Raw genomic sequence first — 22,883 nt, forward strand, 5'->3', positions numbered from 1 at the left:
CGGGCGCGGGCGCCGGCGGCGGCGGCGGCGCGGGTGCGGGCGCCGGCGGCGCGCCGGGGAGCACCACGGACTGGCCCGGGAAGATGAGACTCGACCTGCTGAGGCCGTTGGCGCTCAGCAGGTCGTCGAGGCCGATGCCGTACCTGCCGGCGATGCCGATCAGCGTGTCGCCCGCGACGACGACGTGCCGGGTGATCTCGGGCTGGGCGGATGCGGGCGGTGCCGCGGGCGCGACGGCGGGTGCGGGCGCCGCGCCGCCGAGGACGAGCCGCTGGCCGGGGAAGATGAGCGTCGACCAGCCGAGCCCGTTGAGGGCCAGCACTTCGGCGGTCGGCAGGCCGAACCGCTCGGCGATGCCGCTGACGGTGTCACCCTCGGCGACCACGTACTCCGCCGGGGCGGGCGTCGCAGCGGGGGATGAGGTCGCGACGGCGACCGCCGGACGCGGCGTCGCCTTGGGCTTGGGCTGCCGCTTGGGCGGCTGCGAGCCGCCTGCTTCGGCGGGCTGCGCCGAGCCGAGCGCGAGCGCGATCGTGCCGACGAGCGCGACCGGCACGGCGAGGACTCGACGCAGGATGCGTCCGGTCCTCGCCCGATTCGGCGGGCCCGCTTCCTCGACGTGGTCCTCGTGCATGCCGTTCCCCCTGACGATCCCCCCGGATCGTGGCTACCGTCCCAGAGGCCCGGGACCGAGTCAACGACCGCGACCGCGAGTCATCCGATGCGCCGTCGTGAGGCCGGCGCAGCCGACGCCCGCGCGGTCGCGCGCTCGCGGGTACCGGTCGCGGCGTGCGCCGTGGCAGTCTTGAGGGGTGACCGATGCCGCAGAGCCCGCCTGGCTGACCGTTCCCGACCTCGTCGAGCGCACGGGGCAGACCCCGAGCCGCATCCGAAAGCTGATCGACGAGCGGCACCTGCTCGCGACCCGGATCGACGGGGTCCTGAAGGTGCCCGCCGACTTCCTGCGCGACGACCTGCCGCTTCCCGAACTCCACGGCACGGCGATGGTGCTCGCCGACGCCGGATTCAGCGACGAGGAGGCCGTCGCCTGGCTGATCTCCGAGGACGACAGCCTCGGCACCACGCCGATCGCCGCCCTTCGGGCCGGCCGCAAGTCCGAGGTGCGCCGGGTCGCGCAGGCGCTCGCCTGATCGCCGGTGAGGCGGCCCGCGCGACCGCCGCCCGATGACCGTCAGCTCGCCCGGCGGGCGACCGCGTTCGCGAGGTCCTCGAGCTCCGCACGGGCGCCCGCGCTGATCGGGGCATCCGCGAGGGCTGCCGTGGCCTTCTCGAGGTGCGCGGCGATCAGCGCCTCCACCTCGTCGACGGCGCCGCAGCGCTCGATCGTCTGCTGCAGCATCCGCACCTGGTCGCGACCCAGGTCGGGGTCGCCGAGCACCTCGTCGAGGATGCTCCGCTGGCCCGCCGGCAGCCGCTCGCGGGCGATGGCGATGAGCATGGTGCGCTTGCCCTCGCGGAGGTCGTCGCCGGCCGGCTTGCCGGTGACCTCGGGATCGCCGAACACTCCGAGCACGTCGTCGCGCAGCTGGTAGGCGATGCCGAGCGGCAGGCCGAAGGCGCGCAGCGCGTGCAGCTGGGTGGGCGACGCGCCCGCGATGGCGGCGCCGATCGCCAGGGGCGCCTCGACCGAGTACTTGGCGGCCTTGTACGTGATGACCCGCTCGGCGCGCTCGCGGTGCTCGGAGTCGGGCCGGGTGCGCCAGGCGCGTTCCTCGAGGATGTCGAGGTACTGGCCGGCCGTCACCTCGGTGCGCATGCGCATGAACTCGATGCGGGCCGCTCGCGCGGCGCGTCGATCCGGGAGGGCCTCGAGCCCCTCGTCGAGCAGCTCGTCGCTCCAGCCCAGCAGCAGGTCGCCGAGCAGGATGGCCGCCGCTCGCCCGTACTCGGGGGCGTCCCCCGACCAGTCTGAGTCGGCGTGCAGGCGCTCGAAGAGCCGATGGGCGCTCGGCGCCGACCGGCGCGTGTCGGAGTTGTCGATGATGTCGTCGTGCACGAGCGCCGCGGCGTGGAAGAGCTCGAGCGCGGCCGCGGCCGAGACGACGGGGAAGAGGTCGGCGTCGGCGGAACCGCCGCGGCCCGAGACGGCCTCCCAGCCCCAGTAGCAGAACCGGGCCCGGAAGCGCTTGCCCCCGCTGAGAAATCGCTTCGAGAATGCGTCGAGGGGGGCCAGGTCGGGGCTGATGGAGCGGAGAATTGCAGTGCGGTCGGTGAGGAAGTCCTCGATGCGATGTTGTACGAGGTCGACCAGCCGGGAACCGTGAGCCACGCGCCTAGCCTACCGACGCCGCACAGCGCTAGAATGACTAGACCACGCGTCGATCCCGGACCTGAGGGGAAAGAGATGCCGCTTTCAGAGCAGGAGCAACGTCTTCTCGACGAGATGGAGCGCAACCTCTATCGCAACGACGCCGATTTCGTCGCTGCGGTGAGCGGCCGCGGCCGCCCGAACTACCGGTCGATCGTGCTCGGCGTGCTGCTGGCCGTCGCGGGCATCGGCGGGCTCATCGCCGGTGTGGCGCTGCAGTTGCTGGTCGTGGGCATCCTCGGCTTCGCCGTGATGTTCGTCGGCGTGCTGCTGGCCATCACGCCCTCCAAGCGCGGGGCGGTCGCACCGGCCGAGTCGCCGCTTCGCAATGCGTCGCCCAAGACCACGCGCGCCGGTTTCATGGACCGGTTGAACGAGCGCTGGGACCGCCGCCAGGACGGCGACGGCTAGCCCCCTCCACTTCCCACCACCCGACGGGCCGATCGATTGCGATCGGCCCGTTTTTCGTGCGCCCACGACGTGACGAACCGCCCCCAACGGCTGGAATTCCGCCGCGACGCGCCGCCCTGCCCCGTTTCGAGCACCGGCCCTCCACCTCGCTCCACTTCCTGTCAACCCCGGTTTCTCGGGGAACTCAGGGCTCATACTGAGGTTCCGCACGAGGAAACGGACCAGAATCGTTGGTGTCGTGGATGAAAGTGGAGTAAAGTGGTGATACCTGGATCCCGGCCGGAGGAAAAGGGGGTGATGCAGTGTTCCTTGGAACGTACGAGCCCAGACTCGATGAGAAGGGCCGCATCATTCTTCCGGCGAAGTTCAGGGAGGAGCTGTCGAACGGCCTCGTCCTCACACGTGGGCAGGAACGCTGCATCTACGTGTTCAGCGCGAGGGAGTTCGAGAGCATGAACGAGAAGATCCGCCAAGCCCCGGTGACGAGTAAGCAAGCGCGCGACTACATGCGCGTCTTCCTGTCGGGGGCATCCGCGGAGACCCCCGACAAGCAGCATCGGGTCACCATCCCGGCTCCGCTCCGCGCGTACGCGGGGCTCGACCGAGACCTCGCGGTCATCGGCGCGGGGAGCCGGGTGGAGATCTGGGATGCCGAGGCATGGCAGACATACCTCGCCGAGCAGGAGGCGGCCTTCGCGGATACGGCGGAGGAGGTGATTCCCGGGCTCTTCTAGCCCGGGTTGCGACTCCCAGCCGTGCGCGCCTGACGCACTTCCCCGCGACAGGACGAACGGATGGGGATCGGAATCCGGGACGAGTTCCCGAACGCACTATGGACATCGAACGAATTCACACTCCCGTCATGCTCGACCGCACCGTCGAGCTCCTCGCCCCGGCCATCTCCGCCGACGGCGCGGTGCTGGTCGATGCGACGCTCGGCATGGGCGGCCACACGGCGGCGCTGCTCGAGCGGTTCCCGCAGCTCACCGTCATCGGCCTCGACCGCGACACCGACGCCCTCGCCATCGCCAGGGAGCGGCTGAGTCGCTTCGGCGACCGGGCCCGCTTCGTGCACACCGTGTACGACGGCATCGCCCGCGCCGTGCGGTCGCAGGGCCTCACGGAGGTGCAGGGCGTGCTCTTCGACCTCGGCGTCTCGTCGCTCCAGCTCGACCGGGCCGAGCGCGGGTTCGCGTATTCGAAGGACGCCCCGCTCGACATGCGCATGGACGCGACCCGCGGGCGGACCGCGGCCGACGTCATCGCCGAGTCGAGCGAGGACGAGCTGCGGCGCATCTTCCTCGACTACGGCGAGGAGAAGCTCGCCGCCCGGTACGCCCGCGCGATCGTGCGGGCCCGGGCGGAGCATCCGATCACCCGCTCGGCCGAACTCGTCGCGATCATCGACCGGGCGACGCCGGCGGCGCTGCAGCGGGCCGGCCACCCGGCCAAGCGCGTGTTCCAGGCGCTGCGCATCGAGGTGAACGAGGAGCTGTCGGTGCTCGAGCGGGCCGTGCCCGCCGCCCTCGACGTGCTCGCCGTCGAGGGGCGGATGGTCGTGCTGTCGTACCAGTCGCTCGAGGACCGCATCGTCAAGCGCCAGCTGCAGTCGGCGTCGAGCTCGACCGCGCCGGCCGGACTGCCGATGGAGCTCCCAGAGCACCGCCCCCAGTTCCGGCTCCTCGTGCGAGGGGCCGAGCTCGCGAGCGAGGCCGAGCAGGCGAAGAACCCGCGAGCCAAACCGGTGCGACTGCGCGCCGCGGAACGAGTGAGGAGGCCGTCATGAGCGCACTGCCGGCCCAGTCCCTGCCCGCACCCCGCCGGCGCGGCGACGAGCGGCCCCATCGGCGGCTTCGTCCGGTCCCCGAGACCGGCGCCCGCACCCGCCCGCGGCTCGTCTACGCGGTCATCGCGCTCGGGAGCATCGGCCTGATCGTGGTGGCGCAGCTGCTGTTCTCCGTGGCGATGACCGAGGGCGCGTACGAGATCGACGCGTACGAGCTCAAGCAGATCGAGCTCGCGCGCGAGGAGCAGAAGCTGCGTGAGCAGATCGACGCCCTCGAGTCGCCGCAGTCCATCGCGCAGAAGGCGGAGGCGCTCGGCATGGTGCCCAACTCGGCACCGGTCTTCCTGCAGCTCTCCAACGGCGCGGTGTTCGGCCAGCCCACGGCCGCCGACGGCGCGGTCGCGGGTTCGTCGACGCTCGTGCCGAACGCGCTCATCGACGACGTGCCGGACGACCGGGCGGTGGCGGGCGCGGCGGCGGGGCAGACTGGCGCTGCGACGCAGCAGCCGGAGGCAGGGGCCACCGCGCCCGACGCGTCGCCGGTGGCGCCGGTGCCGCCCGCAGAGGGCCTGCCGACGCCGGCGACCCACTGACGAGCCGACCCCGAGTGAGGACGAACGAGGAATGCGACGAACGAGCAGGCACCCGATCCGGCGCGTCATCGCGGCGGGGGCCGTGCTCGTGGCGGTGGTCGGCGTCTTCGTGACGAGGCTCGTCGACATCCAGGTGGTGAGGGCAGCCGAGTACAACGCGGCCGCCGACGACGTGCGCTCGCGCTCGGTCACCGTGTTCGGATCGCGCGGCGACATCGTCGATGCGAACGGCGCGGTGCTCGCCGACACGGTGATGCGGTACGACATCACGATCTCGCCGAAGCAGGCGCGATCGGCACCGTTCGACCGCGAGGCCGACCCCGACGACCCCTCGAAGACGCAGACGGTGAAGGTGCCGGTCGAGCAGGCCGCCGCCGAGATCGCGGCCGTGCTCGGCATGACCGCCGAGCAGGTGCTCGGCGTGATCGACGGCGCGCTCGCGGAGAACGCCGATTCCGATTTCGCGTACCTCGCCAAGCAGGTCGACACGGCCACCTACGAGAAGGTGGTCGATCTCGACATCGCGTGGGCCTACCCGCGGGAGCACCCGAGCCGTCGGTACCCGAACGGTGCCGTCGCCGGCAACCTGATCGGCTTCACCGACCCCGATGGCGCGCCGCAGGCGGGCCTCGAGCTCTCCGAGGACGAGTGCCTCGCGGGAGAAGACGGCGAGACCTCGCAGTTGCGGAGCCTCCAGGACTGGGTGACCATTCCCGGCAGCGAGCGGGTGCTGAAGCAGGCCCGCGACGGCGGCACCCTGCAGCTGACGATCGATTCCGACCTCCAGTACGCGGTGCAGCGGATCCTCGCCGCTCGCGTCCAGGAGGTGCAGGGCGAGTGGGGCACCGCGACGGTGATGAACGCGAAGACCGGAGAACTGCTCGCCGTGGCCGACGTGCCGACCGTCGACCCGAACGAGCCCGATGGCGTCGACGCGGAGAACCGTGGCTCGCGGGCCTTCACCGCGCCGTTCGAGCCCGGCTCGACGTTCAAGGCCCTCACCGCGGCATCCGTCGTCGACGCCGGCCAGGGCGACGCGACCAGCCGGATCACCGCGCCCTATCGCATCAAGCCGGGCGGCGCCGACATCAACGACTCGTACTCGCACGGCGACCTGCCGCTGACGATGACGGGCGTCATGATCGAGTCCTCGAACACCGGCATGTCGCTCTTCGGCGAGCGGGTGCCCGACGAGCAGCGGTACCAGGACATGCTCGACTTCGGCCTCGGCACCGAGACCGAGGTCGGGTTCCCGGCCGAGGCCGCCGGCGACCTGCACGGCGGACCCGAGGGCTGGGCGGCCGACACGCAGACCCGGTACGCGACGATGTTCGGCCAGGGCCTGACCACGACCGCGATCCAGGTCGCGAGCTTCTACCAGGCGATCGCCAACGGCGGGGTCCGCATGCCCGTCTCGCTCGTCGCCGGGTGCGTCGGCGAGGACGGCGAGCTCACCGAGCAGCCGGCGGCCGAGGGGCGCCGCGTGGTTTCCGAGCAGGCCGCCGACCAGGTGTCGCAGATGCTCGAGATGGTCTACACCGACGGGTGGCTGCACGACGACTGGGAGATCCCCGGCTACCGCGTCGCGGCCAAGACCGGCACGGCGCAGTTCGCCGACGGGCAGGGCGGATATCGCAAGGAATACCTGGTCTCGGTCTCCGGTTTCGCGCCCGCAGACGACCCCCAGTTCGTCGTTTCGGTGAGCATCTTCAATGCCGTTAAGATGAACTCGTCCGCCGCATCCGCGCCCGTCTTCCGAGACGTGATGAGCCAGGTGCTGAAGAAATACCGGACCGCTCCGTCCGGCGCCCCGGCGCCCGAGCTGCCAGCCACCTGGTGAGAAAGTTGGATTCGTGACCGGATCGCCTTCGACGGCCCTCCGGCCGAAGCATCCGAGCGCCCGATCGCTTCGCGGCCTCGCGGACGCGTTCGGCTTCGAGGTGCGCGGCGACCTCGACGCGCTCGAGGTGACCGGCGCGAGCCTCTCGTCGGCGGCCGTCGAGCCCGGCGACCTGTACGTCGGCGTACCCGGGCGGAACGTGCACGGCGCGCAGTTCGCGGGCACCGCGCGCGACCGCGGCGCGGTGGCCGTGCTCACCGACGCCGACGGCGCCGTCCGCGCCGCCGAGGCGGCCCCCGGCATGCCGGTGCTCGTCGCCGGCGACGTCCGTGCCGCGCTCGGCGACGTCGCCGCGTGGATCCATCGCACGGCCGAGAACCCCGCGACGCTCTTCGCGGTCACGGGCACGAACGGCAAGACGAGCGTGGTCTACCTGCTGTACGGCATCCTCCAGCAGCTCGGCGTCGTCGCCGGGCTCACCTCGACCGCCGAGCGCCGCATCGGCGACGAGGCGGTCACCAGCTCGCTCACCACACCAGAGGCGAGCGAACTGCACGCCCTGCTCGCGCGCATGCGGGAGGTCGGCGTGAGCGCGGTCGGCGTCGAGGTCTCCGCACAGGCCGTGAGCCGCCACCGGGTCGACGGGCTCGTCTTCGACGTCGCGGGGTTCACCAACCTCACGCACGACCACCTCGACGACTACGCCTCGATGGGGGAGTACTACGAGGCCAAGCGCGAACTGTTCGCACCGAGCCGCGCGCGCCGTGCCGTCGTCACGGTCGACTCCGAGTGGGGGCGCCGGCTCGCTGACGAGAGCCCCATCCCGGTGACGACCCTCACGACGATCGCCGGCGTCGCCGCCGACTGGCACGTCGCCGTCGGCGAGCAGACGGCCACGCACACCGAGTTCGTGCTCGAGGGCCCCGGTGGCCGTCGCATCGAGACCAGCGTGCCGCTGCTCGGCTGGTACATGGCGGCGAACGCGGCGCTCGCGATCGTCATGCTCGTCGAGTCGGGCATCGACCCCGACCGCATCGCGCGGGTACTCGAGCGCGACGGCGGCCTCCGGGCGTACATCCCCGGCCGCGCCGAACGCGTGTCGGGCGAGCGGGGCCCGCTCGTCTACATCGACTACGGCCACACGCCCGACGCCTTCCTGCAGACGCTCGCGTCGATGCGCCGCTTCGTCGAGGGCCGCATCATCATGCTCTTCGGCGCCGACGGCGACCGCGACACCACGAAGCGCGCCGACATGGGCGCCATCGCGGCGCGGGGCGCCGACATCGTCGTCATCACCGACTTCCACCCGCGAACCGAGGATCCAGCCGCCATCCGCGCGGCCCTGATCGCCGGCGCGCGGCAGGCGGTGCCCGACCGCGAGATCCACGAGGTGCCCGATCCGCGCGCCGCGTTCCGGGCGGCGCTCGCGCTGGCCCGCGAGGGCGACGCCATCCTGTACGCCGGCCCCGGCCATGAGGACTACCACGAGGTCAACGGAGTGAAGATCCCCTACTCGGCCAGAGACGACGCCCGCGAGGCGCTGCGCGAAGCGGGGTGGCTCGCATGATCGCGCTCACCCTGACCGAGATCGCCGCCGCCGTCGACGGCGCGCTGCACCTGGCCGCGACGGATGCCACGGGCGACACGGTCGTCTCGGGCCCCGTCACGACCGACTCCCGTGAGGTCGAACCGGGCGGCGTGTTCGTCGCGAAGCCCGGCGAATTCGACGACGGGCACCGGTTCGCGCCCTCGGCGGTCGAGCGGGGCGCTGCGCTGCTGGTCGTCGAGCACCCGCTCGACCTGCCCGTGCCGCAGGTCGTCGTCGCCGACTCGGTGCAGGCGCTCGGTGCGCTCGCGACCGAGGTCGTCGCGCGCGTGCGCGCCAAGGGGCGCCTCAAGGTCGTCGGCGTCACAGGCTCGAACGGCAAGACGACGACGAAGAACCTGCTGCGCGGCATCCTCGAACGCGCCGGCGTCACCGTCGCGAGCCGCAAGTCGTTCAACAACGAGGTCGGCGGCCCCGTCACCATGCTGGAGGTCACCGACGAGACCGAGTTCCTCGTCGCCGAGATGGGGGCCTCCGGCGTCGGCGAGATTGCCCGGCTCGTGCGGATGGCGCGCCCCGACGTCGGCATCGTCCTGAAGGTCGGCCTCGCCCACGCCGGCGAGTTCGGCGGCATCGAGCAGACCGTCCGCGCCAAGTCCGAGATGGTCACCGACCTGCTGCCGACCGACGTCGCCGTGCTCAACGCCGACGACCCGCGCGTCGTGCCGATGGCCCGGGTCACGCCCGCTCGCGTCGTCTGGTTCGGCCTCGGCGAACAGGCCGACGTCCGTGCGACCGACCTCGTCGTGCACGCCCGCGGCACCGAGTTCACCGTGAACGCACCCGGCGAGGCATCCGTTCGCGTGCGCTTCGGGGTGCTCGGCGAGCACCACGTGATGAACGCGCTGGCGGCCACGGCCGCCGCGCTCGAACTCGGCGTGCCGCTCGCCGCGATCGCCGAGGCGCTCGGCGAGGTCACGCTCGCCGAACGCTGGCGCATGCAGGTCATGGGCGGACGCGACGGCATCACCGTCATCAACGACGCCTACAACGCGAGCCCCGACTCGATGGCCGCGGCGCTGAAGACCCTCGCGCAGGTGCAGCAGCCCGGCACGCGCACCATCGCGGTGCTCGGCGAGATGAGCGAGCTGGGCGAGTTCTCGGGCGAGGAGCACGACCGCATCGGCCTGCTCGCCGTGCGCCTCGGCATCTCGCAGCTCGTCGTCGTCGGGCCGGGAGCGAGACGCCTGCACATCTCCACCGTCAACGAGGGTTCGTGGGACGGCGAGTCCGCCTACGTCGAGACCGCCGACGAGGCGTACGACCTCGTCGTTTCCATGGTGCGCCCCGGCGACACCGTGCTGGTGAAATCGTCGAACGCGGCGGGTCTGCGCCTGCTGGGCGACCGACTGGGAGAATGGTTCGCATGAGGGCATTGCTGACCGCCGGGGCGTTGTCGCTCGCCTTCACGCTGTTCCTGACCCCGCTGTTCATCCGCCTCTTCACGAGGCTCGGATGGGGCCAGTTCATCCGCGACGACGGCCCGCAGAGCCACCACGTCAAGCGCGGCACGCCCACGATGGGCGGCATCATCTTCATCCTGGGCACGTTGTTCGGGTACTTCACCGCGACACTGCTCGTGAGCAACGAGCCCCCGACGGCGTCGGGCCTGCTCGTGCTGTTCATGATGGTGGGCCTCGGCATCGTCGGCTTCGTCGACGACTTCCTGAAGACGCGCAAGAAGCAGAGCCTGGGGCTCGGCGGCTGGGCGAAGGTCGGCGGCCAACTCGTCGTCGCCGCGGCGTTCGCGCTGCTCGCGCTGCAGTTCCCCAACGCGCAGCAGGAGACGCCCGCGTCGACGAAGATCTCGTTCATTCGCGACCTGCCGTTGGACTTCATGGTGTTCGGCTCGGTCATCGGGATCATCGTCTACGCGCTCTGGATCTGCCTGCTCTCCGTCGGCGCGTCGAACGCCGTGAACGTCACCGACGGTCTCGACGGGCTCGCCGGAGGCGCCTCGATCCTCGCCATCGGGTCGTTCATCATCATCGGCTTCTGGCAGTTCAACCAGTCCTGCTTCGGCGACGGGCTGGATCCCGCCGACACCTACCGCTGCTACGACGTTCGCGACCCCCTCGATCTCGCGATCGTCGCGACCGCGATCGTCGGCGGCCTCGTCGGATTCCTCTGGTGGAACACGAACCCCGCGCACATCTACATGGGCGACACGGGTTCGCTCGCGCTCGGCGGCGCGCTGGCCGCGCTCGCGATCCTCAGCCGCACCGAACTGCTGCTCCTGCTGATCGGCGGCCTGTTCGTGATCGAGACCGGATCGGTCATCGTGCAGCGGGCGTACTTCAAGCTGACCCGGGGCAAGCGCATCTTCCTGATGAGCCCGATCCACCACCACTTCGAGCTGAAGGGCTGGGCCGAGGTCACGATCGTGGTGCGCTTCTGGATCATCGCCGGACTCCTCGCCGCGGCGGGCGTCGGCAGCTTCTACTTCGAGTGGCTGCAACGATGACGCAGCCGGATGCCTCGTCGGGCGGCTCCTCGTCGCGGCTCGACGCCCTCACGAGCTGGCATGCCGACTGGAAGGGCCTCAGGGTCGCCGTGCTCGGCCTCGGCGTCACGGGCTTCGCGGTGGCCGACACGCTCACCGAGCTCGGCGCCGACGTGCTCGTGCTCGCCCCCGAACGCGACGACGACCGTGCGCGAATCCTCGAGGTGATCGGGGCGAAGCTGCTCACCCATCCGCTCGACGCGGTGCCCGATGCGCTCATGGCGTTCGGCGCCGAGGTGCTCGTCGCGTCGCCGGGGTTCCACCCCGACCACCCGGTGCTCGAGTGGGCCGCCGGCGCCGGCGTGCCGGTCTGGGGCGACATCGAACTGGCCTGGCGGGTCCGCGACAAGGTGCGCGCGGCCGACTGGATCCTCGTCACCGGCACGAACGGCAAGACGACGACCGTGCAGCTCGCGGCGACGCTGCTCGCCGCGAACGGCCTGCGCGCGGCGCCCTGCGGCAACATCGGCGTACCGGTGCTCGACGCGGTCCGCGATCCAGGCGGCTTCGACGTGCTCGTCGTCGAGCTGTCGAGCTACCAGCTGCACCACGTGCCGACGACCGGGCCGGGCGCGCTGCATCCGTGGGCCAGCGTGTGCCTGAACCTCTCCGAAGACCACCTCGACTGGCACGGCTCGGCCGAGGCCTACGCGGCCGCCAAGGCGAAGGTGTACGAGAACACTCGGGTCGCCTGCGTGTACAACCGGGCCGACGAGGCCACCCGGCGCATGGTCGAGGAGGCCGACGTCGCCGAGGGCGCGCGCGCGATCGGCTTCGGGCTCGACACCCCGGGGCCGAGCGACTTCGGGGTCGTCGAGGGCATCCTCTGCGACCGCGCGTTCCTCGACGAGCGCCGCACGGCGGCGTTCGAACTCGCCACGCTCGACGAGCTCGAGCCGCTGGGGCTGAGCGCCCCGCACGTGGTCGCGAACATCCTCGCGGCGTCCGCGCTCGTCCGCTCCTACGACGTGCCCGTGCCGGTCGTGCACGACGCCCTGCTCGACTTCCGGCTCGACGCGCACCGCATCCAGACGGTCGCCCTGGCGGGCGGCGTCCGCTGGATCGACGACTCGAAGGCGACGAATCCGCACGCCGCCGAGGCATCCCTGCGGGCGTTCGGCACGGTGGTGTGGATCGTCGGCGGGCTGCTCAAGGGCGTCGACGCCGATGCGCTCGTCGCCGCCCACGTCGCGCGCCTGCGCGCCGCCATCGTGATCGGCCGCGATCGCTCGGCGCTGACCGCCGCGTTCGCCCGACACGCGCCCGAACTGCCCGTCTTCGAGGTCACCGCGGATGACACTGGACTGGTGATGCCCGAGGCCGTGGCCCTCGCGGCGGCCGTCGCCGAGGAGGGCGACACCGTGCTCCTCGCACCGGCGGCCGCGTCCATGGACCAGTTCGCCGACTATGCGGATCGCGGGCGACGGTTCCACGAGGCGGTCCAGGCGATGCTGGGAGGTGAGGCGGATGGCGACTCCGCCCAAGACCGCGCGCCCCGCGACGACGGCTGAACAGGGCGGCGTCTCCGCCGCGAGGATCCGGCTCGGCCGGGTGTTCCGCGCCGAGTCCGCCGACTACTTCCTCCTGCTCGGCACGACGATCTTCCTCGTCGTGCTCGGACTCGTCATGGTCTTCTCGTCCTCGCTCGTCCAGTCGAAGATCGAGGAGAACGACTTCCTGGCGCAGGCGGGCCGGCAGGGCCTCTGGGCGCTGTTCGGCGTACCGATCATGCTGCTCGCGAGCCGCGTGCCCGAGCGCGTCTGGATGCGTATCGCCTGGCCGGCGCTCGCACTCTCGTGCCTCCTCCAGCTGCTCGTGGTCGCCACCGACCTCGGCGTCTCGATCGGCGGCAACACGAACTGGATCTCGATCGGCGGATTCCAGTTCCAGCCATCGGAGGCGATCAAGGTCGCCCTCGTCCTGTGGCTGGGCACCATGGTGACGAAGAAGCAGGACCGCCTGGGCGATTTCGTGCACGGCATCCTGCCGATCCTGCTCGTGGGCAGCGGCGCGATCGGGCTCGTGCTGCTCGGCCAGGATCTCGGAACGGTCATGATCATGGCCGCGATGCTGCTCGGGGCGCTGTTCCTCATCGGCGTGCGGCTGCGGCTGCTGCTCGTGCCGATCGTCTTCGGCGCCGCGGTGTTCGCGATCGTCGCGGCCTCGAGCGCCAGCCGCGTGCGGCGCATCACCTCGTTCCTCCAGGAGAGCTGCACGTCGATCGACCTCGAAGACTGCTGGCAGGTGCAGCACGGCATGTTCGCACTCGCGAACGGCGGCATCTTCGGCGTCGGCCTCGGCAACTCGGCCGCGAAGTGGTCGTGGCTGCCCGCTGCCGACAACGACTTCATCTTCGCCATCATCGGCGAGGAACTCGGCCTCATCGGGGCCGTGGTCGTGCTCGGGCTGTTCGTGCTCCTCGCCATCGCCTTCGCGCGCGTGCTGCGCAGCGCACGCACGCCGTTCGCGAAGGCCGTGACCGCGTCGGTCATGGTGTGGGTCATCGGCCAGGCGTGTGTCAACATCGGTGTCGTGCTGAAGGTCTTCCCCGTCCTCGGCGTCCCCCTCCCGCTCGTCTCCGCGGGCGGCACGGCGCTCATGACCACCCTGTTCGCCATCGGCGTCGTGCTCTCGGTCGCGCGCGACCCCGAGGCCGCCGCGCGCCACGCGGCCCGTGTGGCCGCGCGCCGGGCGGCGCGCGCGAAGGCGGCGCGGCCGCGATCGGGGCAGGCCGCCCGATGACGACCTACCTGCTCGCCGGCGGTGGGACCGCCGGCCACGTGAACCCCCTGCTCGCCGTCGCCGACCGGTTGCGCGAGCGCGACGCCGAGTCGGTGGTGCTCGTGCTCGGCACCGCCGAGGGGCTCGAGTCGCGACTCGTGCCCGAACGGGGCTACGAACTGCTCACGATCGCCAAGGTGCCGTTCCCGCGTCGGCCGAACGCGAACGCCGTCCGGTTCCCCTCGCGGTTCCGCCGTTCGATCGACGACGTGGCGACGATCATCGCCGAGCGGGGCGTGGAGGTCGTCGTCGGCTTCGGCGGCTACGTCTCGACGCCCGCCTACCTGGCCGCGCGTCGCGCCGGCATCCCGGTCGCCGTGCACGAGGCGAACGCGCGACCCGGCCTCGCGAACCGGCTCGGCGCCCGCTTCGCCGCCGCGACGGGCGTCGCGTTCGCCGGCACGCCGTTGCGCGGCGCCGAGGTGGTCGGCATGCCGTTGCGACGCGAGATCGAGCAGCTCGACCGCCGGGGCCGTCGCGCGGAGGCCGCCGCGTTCTTCGGACTCGACCCGGAACGGCCCGTAGTGCTGGCCACGGGCGGGTCGCTCGGCGCCCGTCGCATCAACGCGACCGTCGCCGCGTCCGCTGCGCGGCTCGCGGCCGACGGCCGGCAGGTGCTCCACATCACGGGCGCGAAGAGCGAGGTCGCCGATCCCGGACTGCCCGACTACCGCATGCTCGAGTACGTCGACCGCATGGACCTGGCGCTCGCGCTCACGGACTTCGCGATCTCGCGCGCGGGCGCGAGCACCGTGAGCGAGCTCGCGGCGCTCGGCATCCCGGCCGTGTACGTGCCCTACCCCGTCGGCAACGGCGAGCAGCGCTTCAACGCGGCGCCCGTCGTCGACGCCGGCGGGGGAGTCCTGGTCGACGACGCCGCGTTCACGCCCGAGTGGGTCGAGCGCGAACTGCTCCCCGTGCTGGGCGACCCCTCCCGCGTCGACGAGATGGCGCGCGCCGCGGCGTCCGCGGGCTTCCGCGACGGCACCGATCGGATGATCGCGCTGATCGATCGGGCGCTCGGCGGGGGAGCCCGCGACCGCCGCGAACCCGCGTAACGTTGACTGCGCGGATGCCGCTCCGGCCTCCGCCCGGGGCGGCCCGACCGCTCCACCGCCCGCACGACCGAGACCCCGCTGGAAGGCCCGCCGCACCGTGACGATCAAGCCCGACCCGTCCGTCCACATCCCCGCCGAGCTCGGCGCCGTGCACTTCGTCGGCATCGGCGGTTCGGGCATGAGCGGCATCGCCCGGCTGATGATCGGCGACGGTCACCGGGTCACGGGATCCGACGTGCGCGACTCCGACAACATCCGCGCGCTGCGCGACCTGGGTGCCGAGATCGCGATCGGCCACGCGGCCGAGAACCTGCGCGACGACGTCGATACCGTGGTCGTGACGGGCGCGCTCTGGCAGGACAATCCCGAGTACGTGCTCGCCCTGGAGCGCGGCCTGCCGGTGCTGCACCGGTCGCAGGCGCTCGCGGCGCTGATCGGCGGGCGCCGGCTCGTCTCGGTGGCGGGCGCGCACGGCAAGACCACTTCGACGGGCATGATCATCACGGGCCTGCTGGCCGTGGGCGCCGACCCGAGCTTCGTCAACGGCGGCGTGATCGAGGAACTGGGCGTCAGCTCGGCCGCGGGCGACGGCGAGCTGTTCGTGGTCGAGGCCGACGAGTCCGACGGCTCGTTCCTCCTCTACGACACCTCGGTCGCGCTCATCACGAACGTCGATCCCGACCACCTCGACCACTACGGCTCTCGCGAGGCGTTCGAGCAGGCGTTCGTCGAATTCGCCGACCGGGCCCGCGAGACCGTCGTGATCTCGAGCGACGACCCCGGCGCCCAGCGCGTCGCGGCCCGCCTGTCGCACGGCAACGTCGTGACCTTCGGCGAGGCCGAGGATGCCACGGTCCGCGTGCACTCGATCGAGACCGACGGGCCCGTGGGGTTCGCGATCGACCACGACGGCCGCACGTTCACGGCGCGCCTTCGCATCCCCGGCCGGCACAACGCGATCAACGCCGCCGGAGCCTTCGCGGTGCTGGTGGGCCTCGGCCACGACCCCGAAGCCGCGCTCGCGGGCATCGAACGCTTCGCCGGAACCGGCCGCCGGTTCGAGCTGCACGGCACGGTCGGCGGTGTCAGCGTCTACGACGACTACGCGCACCATCCGACGGAGGTCGCCGCGGCGCTCTCCGCCGCCCGCACGGTCGTCGGCTCGGGCCGCATCATCGCCGTGCACCAGCCGCACACCTACAGCCGCACGCAGGCGTTCGCGACGGAGTTCGCCGAGGTGCTCGAGCGCTACGCCGACGAGACGGTCGTGCTCGACGTCTACGGCGCGCGCGAGGACCCCGTGCCGGGCGTGACCGGCGCCCTCGTGAGCGAGCGGTTCGCCGACCCGGCGCACGTCGCCTTCATCGCCGACTGGCAGGCGGCCGCCGATCACACCGCGCGCATCGCGCGCGAGGGCGATTTCGTGATCACCCTCGGATGCGGCGACGTGTACCGGATCGTGCCGCAGCTGCTCGCCTCGCTGGAGCGGGAGCGCGGGTGAGCGAGGCCTGGGCGTGAAGCGCCCGCAGGGATTCGAGGGGCCGGCGAAGCGCCCGGCCCCCGCCGCGGCATCCGGCTCGGAGACCGCTTCGGCATCGGCTGCGCCAGCGAAGGCGCCGTCGTCGGCTTCGACACGGTCGGCCTCCGTGTCGGTCCCCGGCCCCACCGCCGCCGGCACCGGGGCGGCGGCGCTCGACCGCGACCGCACGGCGACCGAGCCGATCCCCGTCCAGGCCCCGGCCGCGTCCTCCGCCGCGAGCGGAGGCGCGGATGCCGGCGTGGGGTCGCTGGCGGGGTCGCTGCCGATCCCGACCGTCGGAACCGATGCCCCCGGCAGGTCGCCCGGCACTGAGGCGCCGATCGATCCGGCATCCGCGGATCCGAAGCGCGCGCGGAAGGCGCTGGCTCGGGCGGCGCGCGAGCGCCGCCGCTACGAGCGGCAGGAGGTGCGCCGGTTCACGGCCCGCTCCCGGCGGCGCCGGCTCGCATGGCTGGTCGGCGCCGGCAGCGTCGTGGTCGTGTCGGCGGCACTGGTCGGCGCGGCGTACTCGCCGCTCATGGCCCTGCGCGAGGTGCGCATCGAAGGTGCGCAGCGGATCCCGGCAGCCGAGCTCCAGGCGGCCTTCGCCCCCGACCTCGGCACGCCGCTGCCGCTGATCACCTCGGCGGATGTGCGCGAGGCGCTCAGCGACTTCGCCCTCGTCGAGACGTACTCGACCGAGACCCTCCCGCCGGGCACGCTCGTGGTGCGCATCGTCGAGCGCACACCGGTGGGCGTCGTCGAGACCGACCGGGGCCTCGAGCTGGTGGATGCCGCGGGCGTCGTCATCGACCGGCCGGCCGAGCGGCCGGAGGGGGAGCCCCTGATCGATGCTGGCGGCGTCGCGTCCGAGGGATTCAGGGCCGCGGCCGCCGTGATGCGCAGCCTGCCGCCCGACGTGCGCCCGCAGGTCGTACGCGCCACCGCCGAGACCGCCGACGACGTCCGGCTCGAGCTCGCGAGCGGGGCATCCGTCATCTGGGGCAGCGGCGAGCAGTCGAGGCTGAAGGCGACGGTCCTGGCCGGGCTCATGGCCGCCGCGCCGCCCGACACGGTCCCGAACTACTACGACGTGTCGGCGCCGATGAGCGCCGTCATCGGCTGACCCGGACTCGATCCATCCGGATCCCGTCGAGGGATCGCGACACGCGGGGCGCGCTGGCGTCCACCCGGCGGGGCACCGCCTACCGTCAGTGACAGGAATTGCATACTCGGCAAAACTTTAACCTTCCACTTGAGGTTCAGAGTTCAGAGTTCGCACGGAGGGCCGGACATGTCGACTAACCAGAACTACCTCGCCGTCATCAAGGTCGTCGGCATCGGCGGTGGCGGCGTCAACGCCGTCAACCGCATGATCGAACTCGGGCTTCGCGGCGTCGAGTTCATCGCGATCAACACCGACGCCCAGGCACTGCTCATGTCCGACGCCGACGTGAAGCTCGACGTCGGCCGGGACCTGACCCGGGGCCTCGGCGCCGGCGCGGATCCCGAGGTCGGTCGCCGCGCGGCCGAGGACCACGCCGAGGAGATCGAGGAGGCGCTCGCGGGCGCCGACATGGTCTTCGTCACCGCGGGCGAGGGCGGTGGAACCGGCACGGGCGGCGCGCCCGTCGTGGCCCGCATCGCGAAGTCCATCGGCGCGCTCACCATCGGCGTCGTCACGAAGCCGTTCAGCTTCGAGGGCAAGCGTCGCCAGACGCAGGCCGAACAGGGCGTCGCGCGCCTGAAGGAAGAGGTCGACACCCTCATCGTCGTGCCGAACGACCGGCTGCTCGAGATCAGCGATCGCGGCATCTCGATGCTCGAGGCGTTCGCGACCGCCGACCAGGTGCTCCTCGCCGGTGTCCAGGGCATCACCGACCTCATCACGACGCCGGGCCTCATCAACCTCGACTTCGCCGACGTCAAGTCGGTGATGCAGGGCGCGGGCTCCGCGCTCATGGGCATCGGCTCGTCGAGAGGGGCCGACCGCGCGATCAAAGCGGCGGAACTCGCCGTCGCGAGTCCGCTGCTCGAGGCCTCGATCGACGGTGCGCACGGCGTGCTGCTGTCGATCCAGGGCGGGTCGAACCTCGGCATCTTCGAGATCAACGACGCCGCGCGCCTCGTCCAGGAGGCCGTGCACCCCGAGGCGAACATCATCTTCGGCGCGGTCATCGACGACACCCTCGGCGACGAGGTCCGAGTGACCGTCATCGCGGCGGGCTTCGACGGCGGCGAGCCGAACGCGAAGGAGCCGGTCGTCGAGGCGCGCCGCACGAACTTCGTGCCGGCCGCGGTCGGCGCCGCCGTGGGCTCGTCGGCACTGGGCTCATCGCTGGGCGCGTCGTCGGCCTCGTCCGACGTCGAGGAGCCGATCGCCGAGATCGACATCGAAGAGCTCGTCGAGTCGGCGAACTGGGGCGAGATCGACACCTCGACCGGCGACCAGATCGTGAGCGATCCCGCGTTCGACGACAACGGCGACGACCTCGACATCCCCGACTTCCTGAAGTGACCTCCGAGCACCACCCCGACGCGTCGGGTGCCCTCGCGGACCGCCTCGAGCGGGTCCGCGAGGGCGTGGCGGCGGCCGCCGAGGCGGCCGGCCGCGGTGCCGACGAGATCACGACGATCGTGGTCACGAAGTTCCATCCGGCGTCGCTGGTGGCCGAGCTCGCGCGCCTCGGGGTGCGCGACATCGGCGAGAACCGCCACCAGGAGGCGCGCGAGAAGGCCGCCGAGCTCGCCGGGCTCGACCTGCGCTGGCACTTCATCGGGCAACTGCAGGGCAAGAAGGCGCGCCAGGTGCGCGCCTACGCCTCGGCGATCCACTCGATCGATCGCGAATCGCTCGTCGATGCGCTCCGCTCCGACGAGGCATCCGTCGACGCGTTCGTGCAGGTGAACCTGACGGATGACCCGGGCCGCGGCGGCGTGGCATCCGACGCGCTGGAGGCGCTCGTGGAGCGCGTCCTCGCGACGCCGGGCCTGCGCCTGCGCGGGCTCATGGCGGTCGCTCCGCTCGACGAGCCGCCGCGGCCCGCGTTCGCCCGCGTACGCGCGATGTCGGAGCGCGTGCGTGCACTCGCACCGGATGCCACGGCATTGTCCATGGGCATGAGCCACGACTATGCGGACGCGATCTTGGAGGGTGCGACACACCTTCGCATCGGGACCGCAATCACCGGGAATCGCCCGGCCTGAGGTTAGCCTCGGAGCAGACGGAAGAACGACGGAGGGCAGCGATGTCGAACCCGCTGAAGAAGACCATGGTCTACCTGGGACTGGCCGACGAGGAACTCGAGGCCGATCCCGTTCCGCAGGCGCCCGCGGCGGCGCCCGCGCCGATCGTCCAGGCGGCCCCCGCGCCGAAGGGCGGAGCAGCGGTCACGCCGCTGCGCAAGCCGACCCCCCAACCGAGCACCCCGCAGGCGGAGATGAACGAGATCCTCACGGTCCACCCGCGTCAGTACCGCGACGCCCAGGTCATCGCCGAATCGTTCCGCGAGGGCGTTCCGGTGATCATCAACCTGTCCCAGATGTCCGACGGCGACGCGCGCCGCCTGATCGACTTCGCCAGCGGGCTCTCGCAGGGCCTGCACGGCAAGATCGAACGCGTGACGAGCAAGGTGTTCCTGCTCTCGCCGGCGCACGTCGTGGTGTCGGGGGAGACGGGCGACGGCGAGAGCGACGCGGACGCGACCTTCTTCTCGCACGCGTAGACTCTCCCGACGTGGGAGTACTGTCGATCGTCTGGAGCACGCTCTCCACGATCCTCGTGATCTATTTCTTCGTGATGTGGGCGCGATTCGTGCTCGACCTCATCCGGACCTTCAATCGCAACTGGCGACCGCGTGGCTTCTGGCTCGTGGTCGTCGAGACCGTGTACACGCTCACGGATCCGCCCGTGCGGTTCTTCCGTCGACTGGTCCCGCCGATCCGCATCGGGCAGATCGCGCTCGACCTCGGCTGGAGCCTCGCGATGCTGCTCGTGATCGTGCTGATGACGGTCGTCTCCGGCCTCTCGGTCGCCACCGCGGCGACCGCGTGACACCGTGGGACGCACGACTGATGATCTCCTGCGAGCATGTCGAGTCGAGACGAACGGCACTGCTTCGCCTCCGACGACCCTGCTAACGTTGGCAGAACCGATCCGAACCGTTATCGACAGATTTGAGGGTGGGCAGCCATGGCGCTAACTCCGGAAGATGTGGTCAACAAGCGCTTCCAGGCGACGAAGTTCCGCGAGGGCTACGACCAGGACGAAGTCGACGACTTCCTCGACGAGGTCGTCGTGGAGCTGCGACGACTGAACCAGGAGAACGACGACCTCCGCCAGCGTCTCGCAGCCGCTGAGGCCCGCGCCTCCGAAGCCGCGCGTTCCGCGTCCGTGACCCCGGCCGCCGCGCCCGTCGCCGCCTACGCCGAGCCGGCCGCACCGCCGCCCACCGTGGCCGTGCCCACGCAGGCGCCGACGCCGCAGTCCGAGCTCGACGAGCAGGCCTCGACCACCAACCTGCTCCAGCTCGCCCGCCGGCTCCACGAGGAGCACGTGCGCGAGGGCGTCGAGAAGCGCGACGCGCTCATCGCCGAGGGTCACGCGACCGCGGCACGCGTCGTCGCCGAGGCCGAGGCCAAGTCGCGCCAGCAGATGACGGTGCTCGACCAGGAGCGCGTGGCGCTCGAGAAGCGGGTCGACGAGCTGCGCGTCTTCGAGCGCGACTACCGGCAGAAGCTGAAGGGCTACATCGAGGGCCAGCTGCGCGAGCTCGACACCGCCGCGCCGGTGCAGGTCTCGGGCGGCCAGGGCTACTCGTCGCCGATGGGTGCTCCGGCACGCCAGGGCGACGCCGCGCCGGCGCCGACGTTCCAGGGCTTTGGCGGCTGAGCGGGGCGGCAAGGCAGCCGGCACCGCAACCGCGCTCCTCGTCCTCGTCGGGGCGGCCGTCGTCGCCTACGGGCTCGATCAGCTGAGCAAGGCGCTCGTCGTCCACAACCTGACCGAGGGCGAGGTCGTCCCGGTCCTCGGCACGATCCTGCAGTGGCAGTTCGTGCGCAATCCCGGAGCAGCGTTCTCGATCGCGAGCGGCATGACGTGGATCTTCACGATCCTCGCCGCCGGCGTGATCACCTTCATCATCTGGTTCGCCGGGCGCATCCGCTCGGTGGCGTGGGCCGTCGTCTTCGGCCTCCTGCTGGGCGGCGTGCTCGGCAACCTGACCGACCGGCTCCTGCGCGAGCCGAGTTTCGGGCTCGGCCACGTGATCGACTTCATCTCCACCCCGTGGATGCTGCCGGCGATCTACAACGTCGCCGATATCGCGATCGTCTCGAGCATGGTGCTGTTCATGATCCTCACGATCCGTGGCATCGGACTCGACGGCTCGCGCGAGGCCAAACGCGTCCCGCCGGCCGCATCCGACGACGTCGCGCCCGCCGAGCGCTCCGCCGCATCGGGCGACGCCGCAGCGCAGACGACCCCGGCCCGTCTCGCCACCGAGTCCTGAGCGCGATGGAGTACCGAGCCCTCCCCGTTCCCGACGGCCTCGACGGCACGCGCGTCGACGCCGGCCTCGCGAAGCTGCTCGGTTTCTCGCGCACCCAGGTCGCCGACATCGCGACCGCCGGTGGCGTGGTGGTCGACGGCCGGCCGCTCGACAAGTCCGACCGGCTGCGCGCCGGCGCCTGGCTGGAGGTGAGCTGGCAGCCTCCGCGCGCGCTCGAGGTCGAGGCGATCCCGGTGCCCGACCTCGGCATCGTCCACGACGACGACGACCTCGTGGTCGTCGACAAGCCGGCCGGGGTCGCGGCGCATCCGTCCGTCGGCTGGGAGGGCCCGACCGTGGTCGGTGCGCTCGCGGCCGCCGGCTTCCGGATCTCCACCTCCGGTGCCCCCGAGCGGCAGGGGGTCGTGCACCGGCTCGACGCCGGCACCAGCGGGCTCATGGTCGTCGCGAAGTCCGAGCGCGCGTACACGGCGCTCAAGCGCGCGTTCCACGACCGCGAGGTCGAGAAGATCTACCACACCGTGGTCCAGGGGCACCCCGACCCGCTCGCGGGTACCATCGACGCCCCGGTCGGGCGGCATCCGCGCTCCGACTGGAAGTTCGCGGTGACCGCCGACGGCAAGCACGCGGTGACCCACTACGAGACCATCGAGGCGTTCCCGTACGCATCGCTGCTCGAGGTGCACCTCGAGACCGGTCGGACGCACCAGATCCGCGTGCACATGGCGGCGCAGCGGCATCCGTGCGCCGGCGACGCGATGTACGGAGCCGACCCGACGCTGTCAGCGAGGCTCGGCCTCACGAGGCAGTGGCTGCACGCGAAGCAGCTCGGATTCACGCACCCGGCGACGGGGGAGTGGGCGGTGTTCGAGTCGGAGTATCCGGCCGATCTCGCGCACGCGCTGGAGCTGCTCCGCGGCGACTGAGCGTCGGTGGGCGACCATAGA

Annotated in this window: 23 protein-coding genes; 21 read left to right on the forward strand and 2 right to left on the reverse strand. The window is 71.7% G+C overall.

Going from position 1 to position 22,883, the window contains the following annotated elements; genetic code table 11:
* Positions 1 to 634 (reverse strand): LysM peptidoglycan-binding domain-containing protein (locus GE115_RS16750; RefSeq protein ID WP_153685916.1); only part of this gene is annotated, 634 nt, incomplete at its 3' end.
* Between the two features lie 178 nt (positions 635 to 812).
* On the opposite strand from GE115_RS16750, the gene GE115_RS16755 reads away from it, so the two are divergent.
* Positions 813 to 1,151: an Rv2175c family DNA-binding protein gene (locus GE115_RS16755; RefSeq protein ID WP_312855298.1), complete on the forward strand. Its 339-nt coding sequence runs from the start codon at positions 813 to 815 to the stop codon at positions 1,149 to 1,151.
* Positions 1,152 to 1,192: 41 nt separating this feature from the next.
* Here GE115_RS16755 and GE115_RS16760 read toward each other — a convergent pair whose 3' ends face one another.
* A complete protein-coding gene (locus GE115_RS16760) occupies positions 1,193 to 2,290 on the reverse strand; it encodes a polyprenyl synthetase family protein (protein WP_312855299.1) in 1,098 nt (365 codons plus the stop codon).
* A gap of 75 nt (positions 2,291 to 2,365) precedes the next feature.
* On the opposite strand from GE115_RS16760, the gene GE115_RS16765 reads away from it, so the two are divergent.
* The 20 genes from GE115_RS16765 (at position 2,366) to GE115_RS16860 (ending at position 22,862) form a co-directional block, all read left to right on the forward strand.
* On the forward strand, positions 2,366 to 2,740 hold the full coding sequence (locus tag GE115_RS16765; RefSeq protein WP_153685917.1) for an SCO2097 family morphological protein: 375 nt from the start codon (positions 2,366 to 2,368) through the stop codon (positions 2,738 to 2,740).
* A 302-nt stretch (positions 2,741 to 3,042) separates the two neighbouring features.
* Positions 3,043 to 3,474 carry a division/cell wall cluster transcriptional repressor MraZ gene (gene mraZ / locus GE115_RS16770; RefSeq protein WP_312855300.1) on the forward strand — a complete coding sequence of 144 codons (432 nt, stop codon included), beginning with the start codon at positions 3,043 to 3,045 and terminating at the stop codon, positions 3,472 to 3,474.
* A 98-nt stretch (positions 3,475 to 3,572) separates the two neighbouring features.
* Positions 3,573 to 4,526, forward strand: coding sequence for a 16S rRNA (cytosine(1402)-N(4))-methyltransferase RsmH (gene rsmH, locus GE115_RS16775; RefSeq protein WP_153685918.1), 954 nt, complete (start codon positions 3,573 to 3,575; stop codon positions 4,524 to 4,526).
* Positions 4,523 to 5,119: a cell division protein FtsL gene (gene ftsL, locus GE115_RS16780; protein ID WP_153685919.1), complete on the forward strand. Its 597-nt coding sequence runs from the start codon at positions 4,523 to 4,525 to the stop codon at positions 5,117 to 5,119. Before rsmH ends, ftsL begins: the two co-directional genes overlap by 4 nt.
* 31 nt (positions 5,120 to 5,150) lie before the next feature.
* Entirely contained in the window at positions 5,151 to 6,959 is a 1,809-nt protein-coding gene (locus GE115_RS16785; RefSeq protein ID WP_153685920.1) for a peptidoglycan D,D-transpeptidase FtsI family protein, read from the forward strand.
* Positions 6,960 to 6,972: 13 nt separating this feature from the next.
* A complete protein-coding gene (locus tag GE115_RS16790; RefSeq protein ID WP_312855301.1) occupies positions 6,973 to 8,526 on the forward strand; it encodes a Mur ligase family protein in 1,554 nt (517 codons plus the stop codon).
* A complete protein-coding gene (locus tag GE115_RS16795; protein ID WP_153685921.1) occupies positions 8,523 to 9,935 on the forward strand; it encodes a UDP-N-acetylmuramoyl-tripeptide--D-alanyl-D-alanine ligase in 1,413 nt (470 codons plus the stop codon). Before GE115_RS16790 ends, GE115_RS16795 begins: the two co-directional genes overlap by 4 nt.
* The gene (mraY, locus tag GE115_RS16800) at positions 9,932 to 11,029 is read left to right on the forward strand and encodes a phospho-N-acetylmuramoyl-pentapeptide-transferase (RefSeq protein ID WP_153685922.1); all 1,098 of its coding nucleotides are present in this window, start codon (positions 9,932 to 9,934) and stop codon (positions 11,027 to 11,029) included. The genes GE115_RS16795 and mraY overlap by 4 nt, the downstream gene beginning before the upstream one ends.
* A complete protein-coding gene (murD, locus tag GE115_RS16805; RefSeq protein WP_153685923.1) occupies positions 11,026 to 12,579 on the forward strand; it encodes a UDP-N-acetylmuramoyl-L-alanine--D-glutamate ligase in 1,554 nt (517 codons plus the stop codon). The genes mraY and murD overlap by 4 nt, the downstream gene beginning before the upstream one ends.
* Positions 12,536 to 13,810, forward strand: a complete 1,275-nt coding sequence (gene ftsW, locus GE115_RS16810) for a putative lipid II flippase FtsW (protein WP_153685924.1) — start codon at positions 12,536 to 12,538, stop codon at positions 13,808 to 13,810. Before murD ends, ftsW begins: the two co-directional genes overlap by 44 nt.
* Entirely contained in the window at positions 13,807 to 14,907 is a 1,101-nt protein-coding gene (gene murG / locus GE115_RS16815) for an undecaprenyldiphospho-muramoylpentapeptide beta-N-acetylglucosaminyltransferase (protein ID WP_153685925.1), read from the forward strand. Before ftsW ends, murG begins: the two co-directional genes overlap by 4 nt.
* Before the next feature lie 97 nt (positions 14,908 to 15,004).
* Positions 15,005 to 16,408 (forward strand): UDP-N-acetylmuramate--L-alanine ligase, encoded by a 1,404-nt coding sequence (gene murC / locus GE115_RS16820; RefSeq protein WP_312855302.1) that lies wholly within the window; start codon positions 15,005 to 15,007, stop codon positions 16,406 to 16,408.
* A gap of 145 nt (positions 16,409 to 16,553) precedes the next feature.
* Positions 16,554 to 17,552, forward strand: a complete 999-nt coding sequence (locus GE115_RS19300; protein ID WP_153685926.1) for a cell division protein FtsQ/DivIB — start codon at positions 16,554 to 16,556, stop codon at positions 17,550 to 17,552.
* A 168-nt stretch (positions 17,553 to 17,720) separates the two neighbouring features.
* Entirely contained in the window at positions 17,721 to 18,944 is a 1,224-nt protein-coding gene (gene ftsZ, locus GE115_RS16830; RefSeq protein ID WP_153685927.1) for a cell division protein FtsZ, read from the forward strand.
* On the forward strand, positions 18,941 to 19,633 hold the full coding sequence (locus tag GE115_RS16835) for a YggS family pyridoxal phosphate-dependent enzyme (protein ID WP_312855303.1): 693 nt from the start codon (positions 18,941 to 18,943) through the stop codon (positions 19,631 to 19,633). The genes ftsZ and GE115_RS16835 overlap by 4 nt, the downstream gene beginning before the upstream one ends.
* Before the next feature lie 41 nt (positions 19,634 to 19,674).
* Positions 19,675 to 20,151: a cell division protein SepF gene (locus GE115_RS16840; RefSeq protein ID WP_153685929.1), complete on the forward strand. Its 477-nt coding sequence runs from the start codon at positions 19,675 to 19,677 to the stop codon at positions 20,149 to 20,151.
* An 11-nt stretch (positions 20,152 to 20,162) separates the two neighbouring features.
* Positions 20,163 to 20,480, forward strand: coding sequence for a YggT family protein (locus tag GE115_RS16845; protein WP_312855304.1), 318 nt, complete (start codon positions 20,163 to 20,165; stop codon positions 20,478 to 20,480).
* Between the two features lie 138 nt (positions 20,481 to 20,618).
* Complete coding sequence (locus GE115_RS16850) at positions 20,619 to 21,317, forward strand: DivIVA domain-containing protein (protein WP_153685930.1); 699 nt, start codon at positions 20,619 to 20,621, stop codon at positions 21,315 to 21,317.
* Entirely contained in the window at positions 21,307 to 21,936 is a 630-nt protein-coding gene (gene lspA, locus GE115_RS16855; protein WP_153685931.1) for a signal peptidase II, read from the forward strand. The genes GE115_RS16850 and lspA overlap by 11 nt, the downstream gene beginning before the upstream one ends.
* Positions 21,937 to 21,941: 5 nt before the next feature.
* Positions 21,942 to 22,862: an RluA family pseudouridine synthase gene (locus GE115_RS16860; protein WP_153685932.1), complete on the forward strand. Its 921-nt coding sequence runs from the start codon at positions 21,942 to 21,944 to the stop codon at positions 22,860 to 22,862.
* Positions 22,863 to 22,883: the final 21 nt, after the last annotated feature.

This window comes from Agromyces agglutinans (assembly GCF_009647605.1).
Taxonomy (GTDB): domain Bacteria; phylum Actinomycetota; class Actinomycetes; order Actinomycetales; family Microbacteriaceae; genus Agromyces; species Agromyces agglutinans.

What these genes read in the sequence shown, in the direction of transcription:
- GE115_RS16765 (WP_153685917.1), top strand. Translation starts at nt 2,366, where the DNA reads ATGCCGCTTTCAGAGCAGGAGCAACGTCTTCTCGACGAGATGGAGCGC.
- rsmH (WP_153685918.1), top strand. Translation starts at nt 3,573, where the DNA reads ATGGACATCGAACGAATTCACACTCCCGTCATGCTCGACCGCACCGTC.
- ftsL (WP_153685919.1), top strand. Translation starts at nt 4,523, where the DNA reads ATGAGCGCACTGCCGGCCCAGTCCCTGCCCGCACCCCGCCGGCGCGGC.
- GE115_RS16785 (WP_153685920.1), top strand. Translation starts at nt 5,151, where the DNA reads ATGCGACGAACGAGCAGGCACCCGATCCGGCGCGTCATCGCGGCGGGG.
- GE115_RS16795 (WP_153685921.1), top strand. Translation starts at nt 8,523, where the DNA reads ATGATCGCGCTCACCCTGACCGAGATCGCCGCCGCCGTCGACGGCGCG.
- mraY (WP_153685922.1), top strand. Translation starts at nt 9,932, where the DNA reads ATGAGGGCATTGCTGACCGCCGGGGCGTTGTCGCTCGCCTTCACGCTG.
- murD (WP_153685923.1), top strand. Translation starts at nt 11,026, where the DNA reads ATGACGCAGCCGGATGCCTCGTCGGGCGGCTCCTCGTCGCGGCTCGAC.
- ftsW (WP_153685924.1), top strand. Translation starts at nt 12,536, where the DNA reads ATGGCGACTCCGCCCAAGACCGCGCGCCCCGCGACGACGGCTGAACAG.
- murG (WP_153685925.1), top strand. Translation starts at nt 13,807, where the DNA reads ATGACGACCTACCTGCTCGCCGGCGGTGGGACCGCCGGCCACGTGAAC.
- ftsZ (WP_153685927.1), top strand. Translation starts at nt 17,721, where the DNA reads ATGTCGACTAACCAGAACTACCTCGCCGTCATCAAGGTCGTCGGCATC.
- GE115_RS16840 (WP_153685929.1), top strand. Translation starts at nt 19,675, where the DNA reads ATGTCGAACCCGCTGAAGAAGACCATGGTCTACCTGGGACTGGCCGAC.
- GE115_RS16850 (WP_153685930.1), top strand. Translation starts at nt 20,619, where the DNA reads ATGGCGCTAACTCCGGAAGATGTGGTCAACAAGCGCTTCCAGGCGACG.
- GE115_RS16860 (WP_153685932.1), top strand. Translation starts at nt 21,942, where the DNA reads ATGGAGTACCGAGCCCTCCCCGTTCCCGACGGCCTCGACGGCACGCGC.